The sequence below is a fragment of the Mycolicibacterium septicum DSM 44393 genome (assembly GCF_000455325.1).
Taxonomy (GTDB): Bacteria; Actinomycetota; Actinomycetes; order Mycobacteriales; family Mycobacteriaceae; genus Mycobacterium; species Mycobacterium septicum.
Genome location: NZ_HG322951.1, coordinates 1,321,286 through 1,338,919, shown reverse-complemented (window position 1 = coordinate 1,338,919; position 17,634 = coordinate 1,321,286). Strand labels below are relative to the sequence as shown.

Below are 17,634 nucleotides of genomic sequence, written 5' to 3'. Positions count from 1 at the left end.
TCTGGACGTGGGTTATCGCAGGTGAAGACCGGTGGTGGGGCCCAGGTACCCTTAGGAGTCGTGATCGACACCGCCCTCCCTGAGGCTACGACCAATCTGGCACTCATGCCGGATTTCATGGATCCACTGCACCTCATCGGATCCTTCGGCACCTGGGCCCTGGTGGGCATCCTCGTCGTCGTCTTCGTCGAGTCCGGGGTGTTGTTCCCCGTCCTTCCCGGCGACTCGCTGTTGTTCGTGGCGGGCATGCTCGCCGCGGGCACCGCCGCTCAGGGAACGGCCGTGGACGCCAACTTCGCACTCTGGCAGCTGCTGGTGTTCATCCCGCTGGCAGCGATCCTCGGCGGCCAGGTCGGCTACGTCATCGGCCGGTTCATCGGTGTCGAGATGTTCAAGCCCGACAACCGCGTGCTGAAGCAGAAGTACCTCGACGAGGCCCACGCGTTCTTCGAGCAGCGCGGCCCGTTCGCGATCGTCATCGCCCGCTTCGTGCCGATCGTGCGCACCCTGGCGCCGATCGTCGCCGGTGCCGCCAAGATGCGCTACTCGGTTTTCACGACGTTCAACGTCCTGGGCGCCATCGTGTGGGGCGTCGGCCTGGTGCTGCTCGGCTACTGGCTGGGCCAGTTCGAGATCATCCAGAAGCTGCTCGAGCCGATCTTCATCCTGATCGTCGTGGCCTCGGTGGCCCCGATGTTCTTCGAGTGGCTCAAGCGCCGTCGCGCCGCCAAGAAAGCCGCCGCCGAGCAGGCCTAACTGCCTGCGAGCACGTCGAACAGCTCACGCAGGCCGACGAGCGTATGCGCCGGCAGGAAGTGATCGCACAGCGGCAACGCTGCCGCCATCGATCCGGCCAGGGGCACATAATCCGGTGCCGCCGCGCGAGGGTTGAGCCACACCACCAGATGCGCCCGACGGCGCAACCGGATCATCTCGCGCTGCAGCAGTTCGGGCGGGTCCGAATCCCATCCGTCGGAGGCGATCACGACCACCGCGCCGCGCAACGCATGACCGTGCGGACCGCTCAGCAGCGCAGCGATCGACCGGGCCAGGCGGGTGCCTCCGTAGCGATCGGCCACCTTCTCGTTGGCCCGGGCCAACGACACCTCGGCAGACCGGTGCGACAGCACGGCGGTGAGCCGGGTGAGCGTGGTCGCGAACGCGAACACCTCGGGCCGGGTCCGCCGGTGCACCGCGGCCGCGCGCATCAGATGCAGATACACCGCGGCGTAGGGCTGCATCGATCCGCTGACGTCGCACACCAGCACCACCCGCCGGGGACGGAGCCGGGCCAGGGTCCTGGCCACCCGCAACGGCTCCCAGCCGGTGGTCCGGGAGGCCCTGATGGTTTCCCTGAGGTCGACGCGCCGGCCGGCCGGGTGACGGCGCCGACGCAGCGTGCGGCGGCGCGGCCAGCGGGCTTCCGCGCCTTCCAGCCAGGCTCCGATCCGCCTCAGCTCGTCACTGTCGAACTGCTCGAACGGCTCGTCGGCACGCGCGGCCAACCAGCTCGGCATCAGGTCGGGCAGCGCCCTGCCGTCGGGTGAGCCGGCCGCCGCGGCGACGGACGCCGGCCTGGTCGTCCACGGCAGATCGGCGTCGGCGGTTTCGCCGGCCGCGGCCGCCGAGCTCTGAGCGGGCGTGGTCGACGACAAAGACGACCGCTTGAGACCGGGCGGATCCAGGCCGAGCACGGCGTCGGCGAAAACCGCGTCGAACACCGCGTCAAAGGCAGGCAGATCCTCGACCCTGGTGACGAGTGAGAGCCGCGCCGCCCAGTACAGCCGAGACCGCGCGGCGGGCACCAGCTCGTGCATCGCCTGGACCAGGGTCGAGGGCCCGACCGCCGACACCGTCACCCCGCCCGCGCGAAGCCGGTCGACCAGCGCGACGGCGAACGCCGCCAGGTCGGCCCCACGCAGCAGGGATGACGTCACCGGCGAGCGTGCCTTGCCATCCGCAGCCGGCCGAAGGTGAACACCAGGGCCGCAAGCAGAAAGGCACCGGCGACGCGGGGACCGTATCGCTTGAGTGCGCTGCCGCCGGCCAGATCCAGCAGGTCGATCGGCTCGGGGCCGGGAACCGGTGCGGCTACGGGCTTTTCGGTGGGCTCCACCGGAGCTTTCTGGGTGGCGAGCTTGGCTTCCAGCGATTCGACGAACTGGCCCAGCAGTTTCTCCGACACGTCCTGCAGCATGCCGCTGCCGAACTGGGCGAGCTTGCCCACGACCTTGAGGTCGGTGTCGACCGTGACCCGGGTCGCCTGTCCGGCATCGTGCAAGCGGGCGGTCACGGTGGCGGCGGCATTGCCGGTGCCTCGGGCTTCCTTGCCCAACGCATCGATGACGGCCCGGTGCTCGTCGCGGTTCTGCTCGACGAAGTGGACCTTGCCGTTGAACTCACTGGTGACCGGGCCGACCTTGATCTTCACCCTGCCCAAGGTGTTCTCGCCCTCCTGACCGGTCAGCTGTGCGCCCGGCATCAGCGGGACCACCTGCTCGAGGTCGGTGAGCAGGTCCCATGCCTCGTCGACCGGCACGCTGACGGTGAACTCGTTGGCAATCTTCATAGGGCGCTTCCTCTCAGTTCCAGCAGTGCGTCACGGAGTTGTCCCGTGTCGTCGGGGGTCTTGGCCAGTGCCCCGAGTGTCTCCAGCGCGGCGGGGTCCACCAGGTCTCCGACGCCCAACGTCACCAGGGCGGCAACCCAGTCGATGATCTCGGCGATACCCGGTGGCTTGTCGAGGTCGAGATCGCGTGCGGCACCAACGAATTGGGCCGCCCGCTCGATCAGCGGGTCGGTGGCCCCTGGCACCGTGCGACGGACGATCGCCACGGCGTGGGCACGCTGCGGGTATTCGATCCAGTGATAGAGACAGCGACGACGTAACGCGTCGTGCAGGTCGCGACTGCGGTTCGACGTCAGCACCACGACGGGCGGTCGGTCGGCGACGAATGTGCCGAGCTCGGGAACAGTGACCGCGGCCTCGCCGAGGAACTCCAGCAGCAGCGCCTCGAATTCGTCGTCGGCCCGGTCGATCTCGTCGACCAGGAGCACCGGTGGCCGCGGTCCGCGGTGCCGCACGCACTGCAGGATCGGCCGGTCGATGAGATAGGCCTCGGTGTAGAGGTGCGCCTCGTCGAGCTGTTCGCCGCCGCGAGCCTCGGCCAGCCGGATGGACAGCAGCTGGCGCTGATAGTTCCAGTCGTAGAGGGCCTCGCTCGCGGTCAGCCCCTCGTAACACTGCAGCCTGACCAGTGGGGTATCCAGCACGGCCGCCAGTGTTTTGGCCGCGGTGGTCTTGCCGACGCCCGGCTCGCCCTCCAGTAGCAACGGGCGTCCCATCGTGACCGCGAGATAGATGGCTGTCGCGGTGCCCTCGCCGAGCAGGTAATCGCTGGCGTCGAACCGCCGCACCACATCCTCGACACCACTGAATACCGGGTCAGTGCTCATGCGCCGCGGAGCCCGCCGACCCTGATGCCTTCGATGACCTCGGCAACGATCGAAACCGCGATCTCGGCCGGGGTTTTCGCGCCGATCGCCAGGCCCACCGGCGTGTGCACCCTGGCGCGTTCGGCTTCCGTCAATCCCAGGCCGTCCAGGATGGACGCCCCGCGCACCCGGCTGGCGACCAGCCCGATGTAGCCGACCCCGGCATCCACCGCAGCCCGGATCACCTCGCCTTCGGGGCCACCGAGACTGGCGATCACCACCGCGGTGGCATCCCCGGGGTCGGCGCCGAGATCGTCGAGCCGCCGCACGTCGTAGCCGAGAATCCCGCACAGCTCGACCATGGCCTCGGCGATCGGTGTGCCGCCGAAGATCTGTACCAGCGGCGCGGGCACCTCGGGTGCCAGGAAGATCTCCAACGCGCCGCCGGACAGACAGGGATTGACCACCACGCAGGCGCCCGGGGCCTCCGGGAAATGCACATCGCCGTCGGGCAAGACCCGCAGCAGCACACTCTCACCCACCTGCAGCGCCCCCAGCGCTGCCTTGCGCACCGAGTTCTGAGCGCAGTGTCCTCCGACGAACCCCTCGATCGTGCCGTCGGCCAACAGGATCGCCTCATCCCCGGGATGTGCCGAGGTGGGCGGCTGCGCGCGCACCACCGTCGCGTGCACGAATGGCGTTCGTGCCCGGCGAAGTTGTGCCACGCGCTCGCTCAGAGTCATCTGTACTCCCTCTAGATGGGCGGCCTGGCCCGGCCCTGCATGGCTTCCCATACCCGCGACGGGGTGAGCGGCATGTCCGCGTGCCGAACCCCGAACGGCGCCAACGCATCCACCACGGCATTCACCACGGCGGGCGGTGTGCCCACCGTCGCGGACTCGCCGATGCCCTTGGCTCCGATCGGGTGGTGCGGCGACGGCGTGACGGTGTGCCCGGTCTCGAAGTGCGGCACCTCCATCGCGGTGGGGATGAGGTAATCCATCAACGATCCGCCCAGACAGTTGCCGTCCTCGTCGAACGCGATCATCTCCATCAAGGCCATGCCGATGCCGTCGACCAGGCCGCCGTGCACCTGCCCCTCGATGATCATGGGGTTGATCCGGGTGCCGCAGTCGTCGACCGCGAGGAACCGGCGCACCTTGACCACGGCGGTTCCCGGGTCGACGTCGACGACGCAGAAGTACGCACCGTACGGGTAGGTGAGATTCTCCGGGTTGTAACAGATCTGGGCGTCCAGACCGCCCTCGATCCCCTCCGGAAGATCGCCCGCGCCGTGCGCGCGCATCGCGATGTCGGCGATGGTGACCGACGCCGTCGGATCACCCCTGACGTGGAAGCTGCCCTTGTCCCATTCCAGGTCGGCGACCGAGGCCTCCAGCATCCCGGAGGCGATGATCTTGGCCTTGTCGCGGACCTTGCGCGCAACGAGCGCGGCCGCCGCACCCGACACCGGTGTCGACCGGCTGCCGTAGGTGCCCAGGCCGAACGGGGTCTGGTCGGTGTCGCCGTGCACGACGTCGATGTCCTCGGGCGGGATCCCGAGTTCCTCGGCCACGATCTGGGCGAAAGTCGTCTCGTGGCCCTGCCCCTGGGTCTGAACACTCAACCGCACCACAGCTTTTCCGGTCGGGTGCACCCGCAGTTCGCAGCCGTCGGCCATGCCGAGGCCGAGGATGTCCATGTCCTTGCGCGGGCCGGCACCCACGGCCTCGGTGAAGAACGACATGCCGATGCCCATCAGTTCGCCGCGCTCGCGCTTCTCCCGTTGCTCGGCGCGCAGGCCCTCGTAACCGATCATCTCCATCGCGAGCCGCATCGTCTTCTCGTAGTCGCCGGAGTCGTACACCCAGCCGGTCTTGGATTTGTACGGGAACTGCTCGGGTTTCAACAGGTTTCGCAGCCGCAGCTCGGCCGGATCCATCTTGAGCTCATAGGCCAGGCAGTCCACCAGGCGCTCGACGAAGTACACCGCCTCGGTGATGCGGAACGAGCAGGCGTAGGCCACTCCTCCGGGTGCCTTGTTGGTGTACACCGCGGTCATGTGACAGTAGGCCGCCTCGATGTCATAGCTGCCGGTGAACACGCCGAAGAAGCCCGCGGGGTATTTCACCGGGGCCGCCGTGCCGTTGAAGGCACCGTGGTCGGCCAGCACGTTGGACCGGATCGCCAGGATCTTGCCGTCGGAGGTGGCCGCGATCTCGCCGACCATGATGTAGTCCCGCGCGAACCCTGTGCTGGTGAGGTTTTCGCTGCGGTCCTCCATCCATTTGACCGGCTTGCCCAGCAGCAGAGACCCGACGATCGCACAGACATAGCCGGGATAGATCGGCACCTTGTTGCCGAACCCACCGCCGATGTCCGGCGAGATCACCCGGATCTTGTGTTCGGGCAGGCCGGCGACCAGTGCGTACAACGTGCGGTGCGCGTGTGGGGCCTGCGAGGTGCTCCACAGGGTGAGCTTGCCGGTCACCGGATCCAGATCGGCGACCGCGCCGCAGGTTTCCATCGGTGCGGGATGCACTCGCGGGTAGACGATCTCCTGTTTGACCACGAGATCGGCTTTGGCGAAAACCGCCTCGGTGGCCGCGGCATCCCCGGTCTGCCAGTCGAAGCAGTGATTGTCCGTCTTGCCCTCGAGGTCGGTGCGGATCACCGGGGCGTCCGCGTCCAGTGCGTGCCGGGCGTCGATCACCGGGTCCAACGGGTCGTAGTCGACGTCGATGAGTTCCAGGGCGTCGCGGGCGGAGTACCGGTCCTCGGCGACCACGAAGGCCACCTCCTGGCCCTGGAACCGGACCTTGTCGGTGGCCAGCACGGCCTGCACGTCGTTGGACAGCGTCGGCATCCAGGCCAGGCCCTTCTCCGCCAGGTCGGCACCGGTGACCACGGCCTTGACCTTCGGATGTGCCTGCGCCGCAGTCACATCGATGCCTGCGATCCTGGCGTGCGCGTACGGCGAGCGCAGGATCGCCAGGTGCAGCATGCCCGGCAGCGTGACGTCGTCGACGTAGGTGCCGCGGCCCCGGATGAATCGCGGGTCCTCCTTGCGCAGCATCCGGCCGTGGCCGCAGGGTTTCGCGTCGTTGGTCGCGGTGTCCTCGGGACGGCTGACCGGGTTCTCCAGCGTCGTCATGCGTTCGCCTCCTCATGAGCCCGACGTGCCGCCCACTGGACCGATCGCACGATCGTGGTGTAGCCGGTACAGCGGCAGATCTGACCCGAGATCGCTTCGCGGATCTCTTCTTCGGTCGGGTCCGGGTTGCGGTCGAGCAGCGCACGGGCGGTGATCATCATGCCCGGGGTGCAGAACCCGCATTGCAGTCCGTGGCACTGCATGAACCCCTCCTGCACGGGGTCCAGATGACCGTCGACCTCCATGCCCTCGACCGTGCGGATCGTGTGCCCGGAGGCCATCGCGGCCAGCATGGTGCAGGATTTCACCGGTTCTCCGTCGACGTCGACGACACATGTGCCGCAGTTGGATGTATCGCAGCCCCAATGGGTCCCTGTCAGCCCCAGTTGGTCACGCAGGAAGTGCACCAGCAGCATTCGGGGTTCGATCTCGGCACTGACCGCTTCGCCGTTGACCGTCATGTTGACCTGCATGGCTCAATTCCCTTCCAGCGCAGGGGTGCTGCGTATCCGCTCCACGGACGTGCGCAGCGTGCGGATGGTCAGTTCGGATGCCAGGTGACGTTTGTAGTCGGCGCTGCCGCGCATGTCGCTGACCGGATCGCAGGCCTGCGCGGCGGCCGCACCCGCGTCGGCGAAGGTCTCCTCGACGGCGGGCTTGCCCACCAACGAATCCGACAATGCACGCAGCGCGTCCCAGTCGGCGTTCACCGCGGTCAGGCCGACGCGGGCCGCCGCGATCGAGCCGTTGTCCAGCGTGACCTGGGCTCCTGCGGCGGTGACTGCCCAGTCCCCCACGCGGCGTTCGACTTTCGCGTACGCACTGGAGGTGCGGTGGCGTACCGGGATCCGCACCTCGATCAGCATCTCGTTGTGAGCCAGCGCGGTCTCGTAGGGCCCCACGAGGAAATCGTCGATGGGGATCTCCCGATCGCCGGCCGGCCCGTGGACCAGGCATGCCGCCGACAGAATCCTGCATACGGTGGTCAGGTCCTCGGCCGGGTCGGCCTGGCAGAGCGAGCCGCCGAGTGTGCCCCGATTGCGCACGACGGGGTCGGCGATCACCCGTTCGGCGTCACGGAAGATCGGGCACACCGCCGCCAACTGATCCGACTCCAGCACCTGGCGGTGCCGGGCCATCGCCCCGATGCGGACCAGGAGTGGGGAGCTGACGCCCGAAACAGAGATGTAGCCGAGCTCGGCGGCGAGGTCGTTGATGTCGACGAGGTACTCGGGGTTGGCGATGCGCAGCTTCATCATCGGCAGCAGGCTGTGCCCACCGGCGACGATCCTGGCGTCCTCGCCCAACCGGTCCAGCAAGCCGACCGCGTGGTCGACGCTGGTGGCGCGTTCGTACTCAAAAGGGCCGGGAACTTGCATGTGAGCCAGCTCACACCCGACTTACCTCGGCGTCAACAGTCAGTTAAGCGATTACTTAACTGGCCGGCTGCACCCTACGTTCGCCCTGCTCATGGTGGATGCGACCGTCGGTCTGGGCCAGCGGCCGCCCGCCGCCTCCCCAGCGCTGGGCGATGATCTCGGCGGCGATGGACACCGCCGTCTCCTCGGGAGTCCGGCCGCCGAGGTCCAGCCCGATCGGGCTGGACAACCTGGCCAGCTCGGCCTCGGTCATCCCGGCATCTCGCAGGCGGGCCACGCGGTCCTCGTGGGTTCGCCGCGACCCCATCGCACCGATGTAGGCGGCTTCGGGCAGCCGCAGCGCCACCTCCAGCAATGGCACGTCGAACTTGGGGTCGTGGGTCAGCACGCAGATCACCGTGCGGGCGTCGATCGCCCCCGCCTCGGCCTGGGCCGCCAGGTACCGGTGCGGCCAGTCCACCACCACCTCGTCGGCGGTCGGGAACCGCGCGGAGGTCGCGAACACCGGCCGGGCGTCGCACACGGTGACGCGGTAGCCCAGGAACACGCCCTGCTGGGCGACGGCTGCCGCGAAGTCGATCGCGCCGAACACCAGCATCCGGGGCCGCGGCGCGTGGCTCGCGACGAAGACCTCCGTGCCCTCACCGCGGCGCTGACCGTCGGGACCGTAGGTCAGTACCTCACTGCGGCCGGCCGCCAGCAGCCCGCGAGCGTCGTCGGTGACCGCGGCATCGGCGCGCAGGGACCCCAGCGAGCCCTCGACCGCATCGCGATGCACCACCAGACGCCTGCCGACCCACGACGCGTCGGGATGGGCGATGACCGTGGCCACCGCGACCGGACGATGGGCCTCGATGTCGTCGGCGATGTCGCTCAACTGATGAAACGTCTTCTCAGACACCGGTTCCACGAAGACATCGAGGATGCCGCCGCAGGTGAGACCGACCTCGAACGCGTCGTCGTCGCTGACGCCGTAGCGCTGCAGCACCGGGGTACCGCTCGCCATCACCTCGGTCGCCAGTTCGTACACCGCGCCCTCGACGCAGCCGCCCGACACCGACCCGGCGACAGTCCCGTCGGGCGCGACCACCATCGCCGCACCCGGGGGGCGCGGTGCGGACCGAAATGTGCGCACCACAGTCCCGACACCTGCGGTGCCACCGGCACGCCACACCGCTAACAAGGTGCTCAGCACATCCCTCACGGTTTCAATCTAGAACGTGCCGAGTGCCGCGGCCAGCGCCTGGGTGTCGGGGAGGATCCGCTCCTCGACGACCTTGCCCCATACGACACGGCCGACGTTGACACCGCGATAGACGATTTGGCCATGCCGGGTCGCGGCGTAACTGGTGGCGATACGAGTCGACCAGGGGCCGCCTTCGATGACCATCGCCTCCACTTCGAACCGGATGTCGGGAAAGCTCCGAAAGAACCTGTCGCGCAACCATGCCCGTTCCGCATCGGCGCCATGAAGATCCACCGCCAGTGCGTGGTCCCCCAGATATTGGAAATGCACGTCCTCGGCCAGCGGTATCTCATCGATGCGCTGATCTGAGAGCTTCGCCCAGAGTGCGATCGCCTGCTTCCGCACCAACCACCGATAGAACATTGTCCGAGCGTAGATCTCAGGAGGCGTTCTAGGCTTCAATCGTGACACCCGCGCAATTGCGTGCGTTTTCGGCGGTCGTGAGGCTGGGCTCGGTGCGGGCCGCGGCCGAGGAACTGGGTATGTCCGACGCCGGGATCTCGATGCACGTCGCCCAGCTGCGCAAGGAACTCGACGATCCGCTGTTCACCAGGTCCGCGGCCGGCCTGGCCTTCACCCCGGGTGGTCTGCGCCTGGCCAGCCGCGCCGTCGAGATCCTCGGCCTGCAGCAGCAGACCGCCATCGAGGTGACCGAGGCCGCGCACGGCCGGCGGCTGTTGCGCATCGCGGCATCCAGCGCGTTCGCCGAACACGCGGCGCCCGGACTCATCGAGCTGTTCTCCTCACGCGCCGACGATCTTTCGGTCGAGCTCAGTGTCCACCCGGCCGGCCGCTTCGCCGACCTGATCGCCACCCGCGCGATCGACATCGCGCTGGGCCCGCCGCCGGGAGGCGATGATCCGACGCTCGCGGTGCGCGCATTCCTCAAGTACCAGATCATCACGGTGACCACTCCGGACAGCCCATTGGCCGGACGGTCCCCGAGCCCGGTTCAGTTACGGGAGCAGCAGTGGACGCTCGGGCCCTCCGGCGGCAGCGTCGACGGTGAGATCGCAACCATGTTGCGGCACCTCGCGATTCCCGAGGCCCGGCAGCGAATCTTCCAGAGCGATGCGGCCGCCCTGGAGGAGGTGCACCGGGTCGGCGGGGTGATGCCGACGATCGGGTTCGCCGTGGCGGCCGACCTGACCAGTGGCAGGCTCGTCCAGCTCAAGGGCCCGGGCCTGCAGATCGCCGGGGAATGGTTCGCGTCGACCCTGCCCGCGGCGGCCCGTCAGCCGGCCGTGTCCGAACTGGTGCGGTTCATCACGACCCCGCGCTGCACGCAGGCCATGATCCGGGGAACCGGGGTGGGCGTCACCAGATTCCGGCCCAAGGTGCACGTGACCCTGTGGAGCTGAGCCGGCTCGAGACCGCGTACAGCGCGTCGAGACTGCCTACAGATCGTGATTTCCCGCCGGATCGCGATCTGTACGCAGTTTCGCGTCAGTTCCGCCGCACGGACTAATTCAGTCCGAGTGCACCGGCCAGTTCACGAAGCGCCGGGCGCGGGTCCGCCATCGGGTTGTCACCGAGCACCTGCAGCACGACATGGTCGGCGCCGGCGTCCAGATGCGCCGTCACCGCCTTGGCCGCGCTGTCGACCGACCCCATCCCCACCACCGCGCGGGCCAACCGGTCGGATCCACCGCGCACCAGATCGGACTCGTCAAACCCCTGACGCAGCCACGAGTTCCGGTAGTTCGGCAGACCGCTGTAGACGTCCAGGTGAGCGTGCGCGCGGCGGAGCTGATCGTCATCGGTCGATCCGATCGCCACCGCCTGTTCGGAGACGATCCACTTCTCCGGACCGAGGATGTCGCGGGTGACCCGGGTCTGCTCGGGCATCACCAGGTACGGGTGGGCGCCGTCGGCGTGGGTGCCGGACAACTCGATCATCTTCGGGCCCAGTGCGGCCAAAAGGCGGGGCGGGCGGCCGACGCCTGGTTCGATCTGTTCGGGGACAGCGGCCATCCGGTCCAGGTAGTCGCGCATGGTGGCCAGCGGTTTCTGGTAGACGCCGCCCAGACCGTGTTCGACCAACGGCCCGTGACTGACACCGAGACCGAGCACGAACCGGCCCGGATACAGCGCCGTGAGGGTGCGCGCACCGGTCTCGGCCGCACTCGGCACCCGGACATGGATGTTGGCGATGCCGGTGCCCACCACCAGACGCTGAGTCGCGGCCAGGAAAGCCGCCGACTGCGTCAGACATTCCTTACCGGTGACCTCGGGCAGGAACAACGAGCCGAAGCCGAGTGCCTCGATCTCCCGGGCGACCTCCTGCGCATCCGGCATCGACCAGGTTTCGCTGGCCCACCACACCCCGATCCGGGACGGAAAATCGATCCTGGCTCGCTGTGCCTGGGTCAAGTCCTACTCCTCATCGCCTGCGGCCAGCGTGTGCGCGGCCTCCATCAACATCCAACCCGACACCTGAACCGACAGATCACGTTCGGGGATCGCCGAGGCGTTGACCGCGCCGTCGACGAACTGCGCCTGCTGGCCCTCGGCCCCCGGCACCTCTGCGGTCTGGTCCCAGAACGCGCCGAACAGCGGCAGCCCATCGACGGTCTGCCGGTTGTCCCAAGCCGCCTTTGCGGATTTGAGAACGACCGAGCGGGCGGTCTCCCGCGCGGCCTGATCCTCGGCCGTATCCCCCGGAAGGGTGTTGGCCACCAGCGCCAGATACCGCGCCGTGACGCCGTTGAACAGCCCGCCGTCACCACCACCGGCGCCCTTGATGACACCGTCGGTGGCCATCTCCTTGTCCACCGCGGCCACGAGGCGGCGCACCCGCTCGGCGTGCCGGGTGTCCTCGGTACGCACCGCGAGTTCGACCTCCAGCCCGAGCACCACGCCCTGGCAGTAGGTGTACTGCGCCCGCACCATCGAGCCGGCTTTGATGCCGTCGAACACCAGGTGGGTCTCCGGGTCGATCAGGGTGTCGTCGATCCAGTCGGCCATCTGCTGGGCCCGGCGCAACCGGTCGTCATACCGGGCCAGGAAGATCCCGGCCGGACCGTTGGCCGGGGCGTTGAAGAACTGATCCTGCTTGCGCCACGGGATACCGCCGCCGTCCTCGGGCACCCAGGCATCGACGAACTGTGCGCACAACTTCTTGAGTGCGTGCGATTTCTCGACGCCGACCAGCCGCCCGGCCCGCTCGAGGGCCAAGGCCAGCCAGGCCATGTCGTCGTAATAGTTGTTGGTCCACGACAAGTTGTTTCGGATGTGGTGCCCCCGGATCTGCCGCTCGATGCGGGTTACCCGCTCGGGCTGCGGATCACGCACCTGGGCGTCGACCAGCGTGTCCAGGAGATGCGCCTGCCACCAGTAGTGCCAGGTTCCGAACTTGCGGTACTTCTTGGTCGCCGGCCAGGCCACGACACCCAGTTGGGTGCCCGGCAGACCCCAGAGCTTCGTCAGGTGCCGTTGGGTGATCGCAGCTTCGGCGCTGGCCGCACGGTTAGCCCATAGCTGATCCATGCTGACGATCCTGCCTTACCGGGCCGCCGAATTGTCGGCATGTCGAGCAGTTTCCGCGCCCCTCGCGTGGTCAGGACAGCTGATCCGCCACGTGCACAACCCGCCCGCCGTGCAGTACCAGCAGGCGTTCAGGATGCCCGGCCACCGCTTCGGCGGAGTTGGCCGCAGCGACGACCACCAGGTCAGCCCGGTTACCCGGCCGCAGTCCGTAATCGGTGAGTCCGAGGGCGGTGGCGGCGGAGTCGGTGATCAGTGACGCCGCGAACCCCAGCTCGTCATCGGTCATCAGGCCACCTTCGAGGCCGATGATCGTGGCTCGTTCGAGCATGTCGCCGGTTCCGTAGGACCACCAGGCATCGCGGATGTTGTCCGAGCCGGCGAACACCAGGACACCGTGTTCACGCAATCGCAGCACGGGCGGCATGGTCCCGGCCGGGCCGTTGGTCATCACCGCAACTCCCGCGGCGGCCAGCGCAGCCGCGATCTTGTCGAGCTCGCCCTCATCGATCTGCCCGAGGCAGTACGCATGGCTGACGGTCACTTTGCCGCCCATCCCAAGGGATTTCGTCCGCTCGGCGATCGCCGAGAGTTGCCGGGTGCCGACGCCGCCGCCGTCGTGGAGGTGAATGTCGATGCCCGCGCCGTGACGCTCGGCCAGCCCGAACACGACGTCGAGCTGACCGTCGACATCTCCGTCGAACCCCGCCGGGTCGAGCCCGCCGATGAGATCGGCGCCCTCGGCCAGGGCCGCGTCGAGCAGATCGGGTACGCCCGGGGCGGTCACGACGCCGCTCTGCGGAAACGCCACCAGTTGGACACTCAGCTTGTCGCGCAGGGATTCCCGGACCTCCAGCAGATCGTGCAGGCCCGCGAGCTTCACGTCGGGGTCGATGTCGACGTGGGAGCGAACGTGACCTGTGCCCAGCGAGACCATGTGCTCGGCCAACGCGGTGGCCCGAACCGTGACGGGAACTCCGATCTCGGCGCGCAGTGCGCGCTCGGCGGCAATGCGCTCACGTAACGACCCTGACGAACGGTGCGGTTGCCACGGCGCGCCCCAGAACGTCTTGTCCAGATGGCAGTGGCCGTCCACGAATACGGGCAGCAGCAGGGCGCCACCGCAGTCGACGACGTGCCGCCCAGGAGCCGCGACGGACGAATCCGCTTGCCCGTGGCCGTCTATCGACTCGATTCGGCCGTCGCGCAGCGTCACGTCGACCCGGCGGCCGGCGGGCAGAGCGACATCGATCAACGCGTCGACCGTCAGGGGAGTCATCGCATGGCCATTCTGAAAGTGCTCCGATTCTTGGGTTTCGTCTGGACCCTAACCCTGCCGACGGCCAGCCATAGTGTCCAAGTCGCAAATGTCATCGTTTCGATAGGTGCTGCCTATACATTGGACGGATGGAGCTGCGCCACCTCCGCTACCTGCTCGCCGTCGCCGACCACGGCAACTTCACGCGCGCCGCCGAAGCGCTCCATGTGTCGCAACCCACCCTGTCGCAGCAGATCAAGCAGCTCGAACGTGAGTTGGGCACCACGCTGCTGGACCGCTCCGGCCGAACCGTGCGCCTCACCGACGCCGGCGAGGCATACGCCGGGCACGGACGTCTCGCCCTGCAGGGCCTCGACGCCGCCCGCCGGGCCGTCGACGACGTGCAGGACCTGACCCGCGGACATCTGCGGATAGCCATGACGCCCACCATCACCGCCTACCTCATCGGTCCGCTGGTGCGGCAGTTCCACGCCGAGCACCCCGGCGTCACCCTCACGGTCATCGAGACCACCCAGGACCTCATCGAGGCCGACCTGCTCGACGACCGCATCGACCTTGGCATCGCGTTCACCGGCCACCACACCGCCGGCGTCGCCGCGACCGCGCTCTTCGTCGAGACGCTCAGCCTGGTGGTGGGCACGGCCCATCCGCACCATCCGGATGTCGCGACTTTCGCGATCGAGGACCTGCCCGCTCAGCCGTTGGCCTTGCTCAGCCGAGACTTCGCCACGCGCAACTACATCGACGCGTTCTTCGCCGCCCATCACGTGACACCACACATCGCGATCGAGGCGAACTCCATCAGCGCGCTCATCGAGTTCGTCCGGCTCGGCACGCTCGCCACGGTGCTGCCGGACGCGATCACGCAGGCGCGGGCCGACCTTCATCCGATCCGGCCCGATCCCCCGCTACCGTCGCGGGAGGTCGTGCTCCTGCACCGGTCGGCGGGATATCAGTCCGCGGCCGCGCGGGCTTTCAGCTCGATCGCGGTGCGCTACGCCGAACACCTGAATCCATAGGTGGCATCTATGGCGCCTATGGAAAGTAAGTATTGGACGCTATAGCTTTCGGCGCGCAAGGTGGTGGGTACAGCCCCCACAAGAGAAGGACGCCGAGCATGGTGCACGCCCAATTCGATCCGACCGCCCGTCAGGCGCTGGCCATCGCCGCAGTCGAGGCCAAGACCCGCAAGGACCTCACCTGGCAACAGATCGCCGACGCCGCCGAACTCTCACCGGCGTTCGTCACCGCTGCCGTGCTCGGCCAGCATGCACTGCCCGCGCAGTCGGCCCGGGCCGTCGCCGCCCTGCTGGGACTCGACGACGACGCCGCGTTGCTGCTCCAGACCATCCCGACCCGCGGCTCGATCCGCGGTGGCGTCCCCACCGACCCGACGATCTACCGCTTCTACGAGATGCTGCAGGTCTATGGCACGACGCTCAAGGCGTTGGTCCACGAGCAGTTCGGCGACGGCATCATCAGCGCGATCAACTTCAAGCTTGATGTCCGCAAGGTCGCCGACCCCGAGGGCGGAGAACGCGCCGTCATCACCCTGGACGGCAAATACCTTCCCACCAAACCGTTCTGATTTCACCTGACGCAGAGGAGGCCCCATGGACTTCGCGCAACGCACCATCGACATCGCCCGCCAGAACGTGGCCGAAGGTGGCCGCCCGTTCGCAACGGTCATCGTCAAAGACGGTGAAATCCTGGCCGAAAGCCCGAACCTGGTTGCCCAAACCCACGATCCGACCGCACACGCGGAGATCCTGGCCATCCGCAAGGCGTGCACCACGCTCGGCACCGAACACCTGGCCGGCGCCACGATCTACATTCTGGCCCAGCCCTGCCCGATGTGCCTGGGGTCGCTCTACTACTGCTCGCCGGACGAGGTGGTGTTCCTGACCACCCGCGACGCGTATGAGCCGCACTATGTGGACGATCGAAAGTACTTCGAGCTGAACACGTTCTACGACGAGTTCGCCAAGCCGTGGAACGAGCGGCGCCTGCCCATGCGGTACGAACCCCGCGACGCCGCCGTCGACGTCTACCGACTCTGGCAGGAGCGCAACGGCGGCGATCGCCGGGTTGCCGGCGCTCCGACCGCGCTACCAGGCGCGTGAGAAATCCGCGTGGCGAGTGATCCACGCGTGCATGACGATTCCGGCAGCGACACCGGCGTTGATGCTTCGGGTCGAGCCGAACTGCGCGATGGACACCGTCACGGCCGCGCCGGCCTGCGCCTCCGGGGTGATGCCCGGGCCTTCCTGGCCGAAGATCAGCAGGCAGTCGCGGGGTAGTTCGGTCTGTTCCAGCCGCACAGCGCCGGGCACGTTGTCCACCGCGACGACGGTCAGCCCGGCGTCGGCGGCGAAGGACAGCAATTCGGCGGTGGTGTCATGGTGGCAGAGCCGCTGATAACGGTCGGTGACCATGGCGCCCCGCCGGTTCCAGCGGCGCCGCCCGACGATGTGCACTGTGTCGACGGCGAAAGCGTTGGCGGTGCGGACCACGGCGCCGATGTTGGCGTCGTTGCCGAAATTCTCGATCGCGATGTGCAGCGGGTGCCGACGCCGGTCGATGTCGGCGATGATCGCCTCCCGGGTCCAATACCGGTAAGCATCAACGACATTGCGGGTATCTCCGTCGCGCAGCAGCGCGGCGTCATAGCGCGCGGCTTCATCCCCGGAGGGCAACGGCCCTTCCCAGGGCCCCACGCCCGGGGACTCGCCCCACTCGGTGGGGCCGACGGCCTCAGCCACCGGTGGTCCACAGGGCGGCGTGCGTACCGATCACCGAGACCGAGGCGTACAGCAGTGCCGCGTTCATCTCCCCCTGCGTACACAGCGATGCGCGCAGGTTGACGGCCTCACGCGAGGCCTCCGGCAGGATCAGCACCGAAGAGCCGTACACCGCACAGGCATGGCTGAGCCCCGGCGGCGGCAGCGACGGGCCGGCCACCACCATGAGCGGCCCGCCACGAGCCGCCGCATCGTCCGCGTAACGTTTTGCCGCACCATCGATTTCGAGACCGATGAGCATGTAGCCCTTGCCGTTGAAGGCGCTGGGGTCGCCCAGTGCGGCCGGTGCCAGTTGGCTGCCGTCGGCGCTGAACGCGTCCACGCTGGTGGACTTGAGGGTGACTCCGGCGTCGTTCACACTGGTGGGCAGTACCCCGACCGGGAAAGCGGCCGGGTAGGCGATGGTGGTGCCGGCGATGCGCTCGCGGGGCGAATACACGTACACGCCGCGTACCTGGCTCTGGTCCCGCTGCGGCCCCAAGCAGACTGTGCCGCTGAGCTTGTCGGGCGCCGTCGCCGACAACGGCCTGATCCCCAGGCTGGTGATGTCGTCGCAGCCGTGCAGCGCGTCGGCCTCGATCGGATGCGCCAGGGCGCCGTACAGACCGAACCGGATGTCCTCAGGCTTGGCGTGGGCATCCCCCGAAGCGGAGCCCTCGACGTCGACCAGTACGTGTTCGGTGTCGAACCTCAGGTCCGACACCTTCAGGTGCCAGCCGAGGATGTCCAACGATTCCCCGAGCTCGGCGGTCGACGCTTCATACGTGCGTCCCGGTTGATCGGATGCGCAGCCCGCGGTGACAACGAGAAGTATCGCCATCACCGCCGCGATCAGCGCCCGCACTGCCACGTCA

Annotated in this window: 19 protein-coding genes; 5 read left to right on the top strand and 14 right to left on the bottom strand. The window is 68.1% G+C overall.

Features of this window, described 5'->3' with window-relative positions:
* Positions 1-105: 105 nt before the first annotated feature.
* Positions 106-756 carry a VTT domain-containing protein gene (locus TX88_RS06095; RefSeq protein WP_209447035.1) on the top strand — a complete coding sequence of 217 codons (651 nt, stop codon included), beginning with the start codon at positions 106-108 and terminating at the stop codon, positions 754-756.
* Here TX88_RS06095 and TX88_RS06090 read toward each other — a convergent pair.
* Genes TX88_RS06090 through TX88_RS06050 form a run of 9 tightly spaced genes read right to left on the bottom strand, consistent with a single transcriptional unit; the run spans position 753 to position 9,577 of the window.
* Positions 753-1,937, bottom strand: a complete 1,185-nt coding sequence (locus TX88_RS06090; RefSeq protein WP_044515405.1) for a vWA domain-containing protein — start codon at positions 1,935-1,937, stop codon at positions 753-755. The genes TX88_RS06095 and TX88_RS06090 overlap by 4 nt on opposite strands.
* Positions 1,934-2,569, bottom strand: a complete 636-nt coding sequence (locus tag TX88_RS06085; protein WP_044515403.1) for an SRPBCC family protein — start codon at positions 2,567-2,569, stop codon at positions 1,934-1,936. The genes TX88_RS06090 and TX88_RS06085 overlap by 4 nt, the downstream gene beginning before the upstream one ends.
* Positions 2,566-3,456 (bottom strand): AAA family ATPase, encoded by an 891-nt coding sequence (locus TX88_RS06080; RefSeq protein ID WP_044515399.1) that lies wholly within the window; start codon positions 3,454-3,456, stop codon positions 2,566-2,568. The genes TX88_RS06085 and TX88_RS06080 overlap by 4 nt, the downstream gene beginning before the upstream one ends.
* Positions 3,453-4,178: an XdhC family protein gene (locus TX88_RS06075; RefSeq protein ID WP_044515398.1), complete on the bottom strand. Its 726-nt coding sequence runs from the start codon at positions 4,176-4,178 to the stop codon at positions 3,453-3,455. The genes TX88_RS06080 and TX88_RS06075 overlap by 4 nt, the downstream gene beginning before the upstream one ends.
* 11 nt (positions 4,179-4,189) lie before the next feature.
* The gene (locus TX88_RS06070; protein WP_044515397.1) at positions 4,190-6,589 is read right to left on the bottom strand and encodes an aerobic carbon-monoxide dehydrogenase large subunit; all 2,400 of its coding nucleotides are present in this window, start codon (positions 6,587-6,589) and stop codon (positions 4,190-4,192) included.
* Positions 6,586-7,062 carry a (2Fe-2S)-binding protein gene (locus TX88_RS06065; protein ID WP_044515396.1) on the bottom strand — a complete coding sequence of 159 codons (477 nt, stop codon included), beginning with the start codon at positions 7,060-7,062 and terminating at the stop codon, positions 6,586-6,588. Before TX88_RS06065 ends, TX88_RS06070 begins: the two co-directional genes overlap by 4 nt.
* Before the next feature lie 3 nt (positions 7,063-7,065).
* Positions 7,066-7,968 carry an FAD binding domain-containing protein gene (locus TX88_RS06060; protein ID WP_044515395.1) on the bottom strand — a complete coding sequence of 301 codons (903 nt, stop codon included), beginning with the start codon at positions 7,966-7,968 and terminating at the stop codon, positions 7,066-7,068.
* Between the two features lie 55 nt (positions 7,969-8,023).
* Positions 8,024-9,172: an XdhC family protein gene (locus TX88_RS06055; protein WP_044515394.1), complete on the bottom strand. Its 1,149-nt coding sequence runs from the start codon at positions 9,170-9,172 to the stop codon at positions 8,024-8,026.
* A 9-nt stretch (positions 9,173-9,181) separates the two neighbouring features.
* Positions 9,182-9,577 (bottom strand): nuclear transport factor 2 family protein, encoded by a 396-nt coding sequence (locus tag TX88_RS06050; RefSeq protein ID WP_044515393.1) that lies wholly within the window; start codon positions 9,575-9,577, stop codon positions 9,182-9,184.
* A 41-nt stretch (positions 9,578-9,618) separates the two neighbouring features.
* Between TX88_RS06050 and TX88_RS06045 the strand changes: the two genes are divergently transcribed.
* The gene (locus TX88_RS06045; RefSeq protein ID WP_044515391.1) at positions 9,619-10,575 is read left to right on the top strand and encodes a LysR family transcriptional regulator; all 957 of its coding nucleotides are present in this window, start codon (positions 9,619-9,621) and stop codon (positions 10,573-10,575) included.
* Between the two features lie 103 nt (positions 10,576-10,678).
* On the opposite strand, the gene TX88_RS06040 is transcribed toward TX88_RS06045, so the two are convergent.
* From TX88_RS06040 to TX88_RS06030, 3 genes are all read right to left on the bottom strand, one after another.
* On the bottom strand, positions 10,679-11,587 hold the full coding sequence (locus tag TX88_RS06040) for an LLM class F420-dependent oxidoreductase (protein WP_044515390.1): 909 nt from the start codon (positions 11,585-11,587) through the stop codon (positions 10,679-10,681).
* A 3-nt stretch (positions 11,588-11,590) separates the two neighbouring features.
* Positions 11,591-12,703: a glycoside hydrolase family 76 protein gene (locus TX88_RS06035; protein ID WP_044515389.1), complete on the bottom strand. Its 1,113-nt coding sequence runs from the start codon at positions 12,701-12,703 to the stop codon at positions 11,591-11,593.
* A 70-nt stretch (positions 12,704-12,773) separates the two neighbouring features.
* The gene (locus TX88_RS06030; protein ID WP_044515388.1) at positions 12,774-13,979 is read right to left on the bottom strand and encodes an amidohydrolase family protein; all 1,206 of its coding nucleotides are present in this window, start codon (positions 13,977-13,979) and stop codon (positions 12,774-12,776) included.
* A 128-nt stretch (positions 13,980-14,107) separates the two neighbouring features.
* Between TX88_RS06030 and cynR the strand changes: the two genes are divergently transcribed.
* The 3 genes from cynR to TX88_RS06015 all read left to right on the top strand — a co-directional run bounded on the left by cynR (position 14,108) and on the right by TX88_RS06015 (position 16,102).
* A complete protein-coding gene (gene cynR, locus TX88_RS06025; RefSeq protein WP_044515387.1) occupies positions 14,108-14,998 on the top strand; it encodes a transcriptional regulator CynR in 891 nt (296 codons plus the stop codon).
* A gap of 98 nt (positions 14,999-15,096) precedes the next feature.
* Complete coding sequence (gene cynS / locus TX88_RS06020) at positions 15,097-15,567, top strand: cyanase (protein WP_044515386.1); 471 nt, start codon at positions 15,097-15,099, stop codon at positions 15,565-15,567.
* 25 nt (positions 15,568-15,592) lie between these two features.
* Positions 15,593-16,102 (top strand): nucleoside deaminase, encoded by a 510-nt coding sequence (locus TX88_RS06015; RefSeq protein ID WP_044515385.1) that lies wholly within the window; start codon positions 15,593-15,595, stop codon positions 16,100-16,102.
* On the opposite strand, the gene TX88_RS06010 is transcribed toward TX88_RS06015, so the two are convergent.
* Together TX88_RS06010 and TX88_RS06005 are read right to left on the bottom strand one after the other, a co-directional pair.
* Complete coding sequence (locus TX88_RS06010) at positions 16,088-16,741, bottom strand: TrmH family RNA methyltransferase (RefSeq protein ID WP_044515384.1); 654 nt, start codon at positions 16,739-16,741, stop codon at positions 16,088-16,090. The genes TX88_RS06015 and TX88_RS06010 overlap by 15 nt on opposite strands.
* Entirely contained in the window at positions 16,734-17,624 is an 891-nt protein-coding gene (locus TX88_RS06005; RefSeq protein WP_044515383.1) for a hypothetical protein, read from the bottom strand. Before TX88_RS06005 ends, TX88_RS06010 begins: the two co-directional genes overlap by 8 nt.
* Positions 17,625-17,634 lie beyond the last annotated feature (10 nt).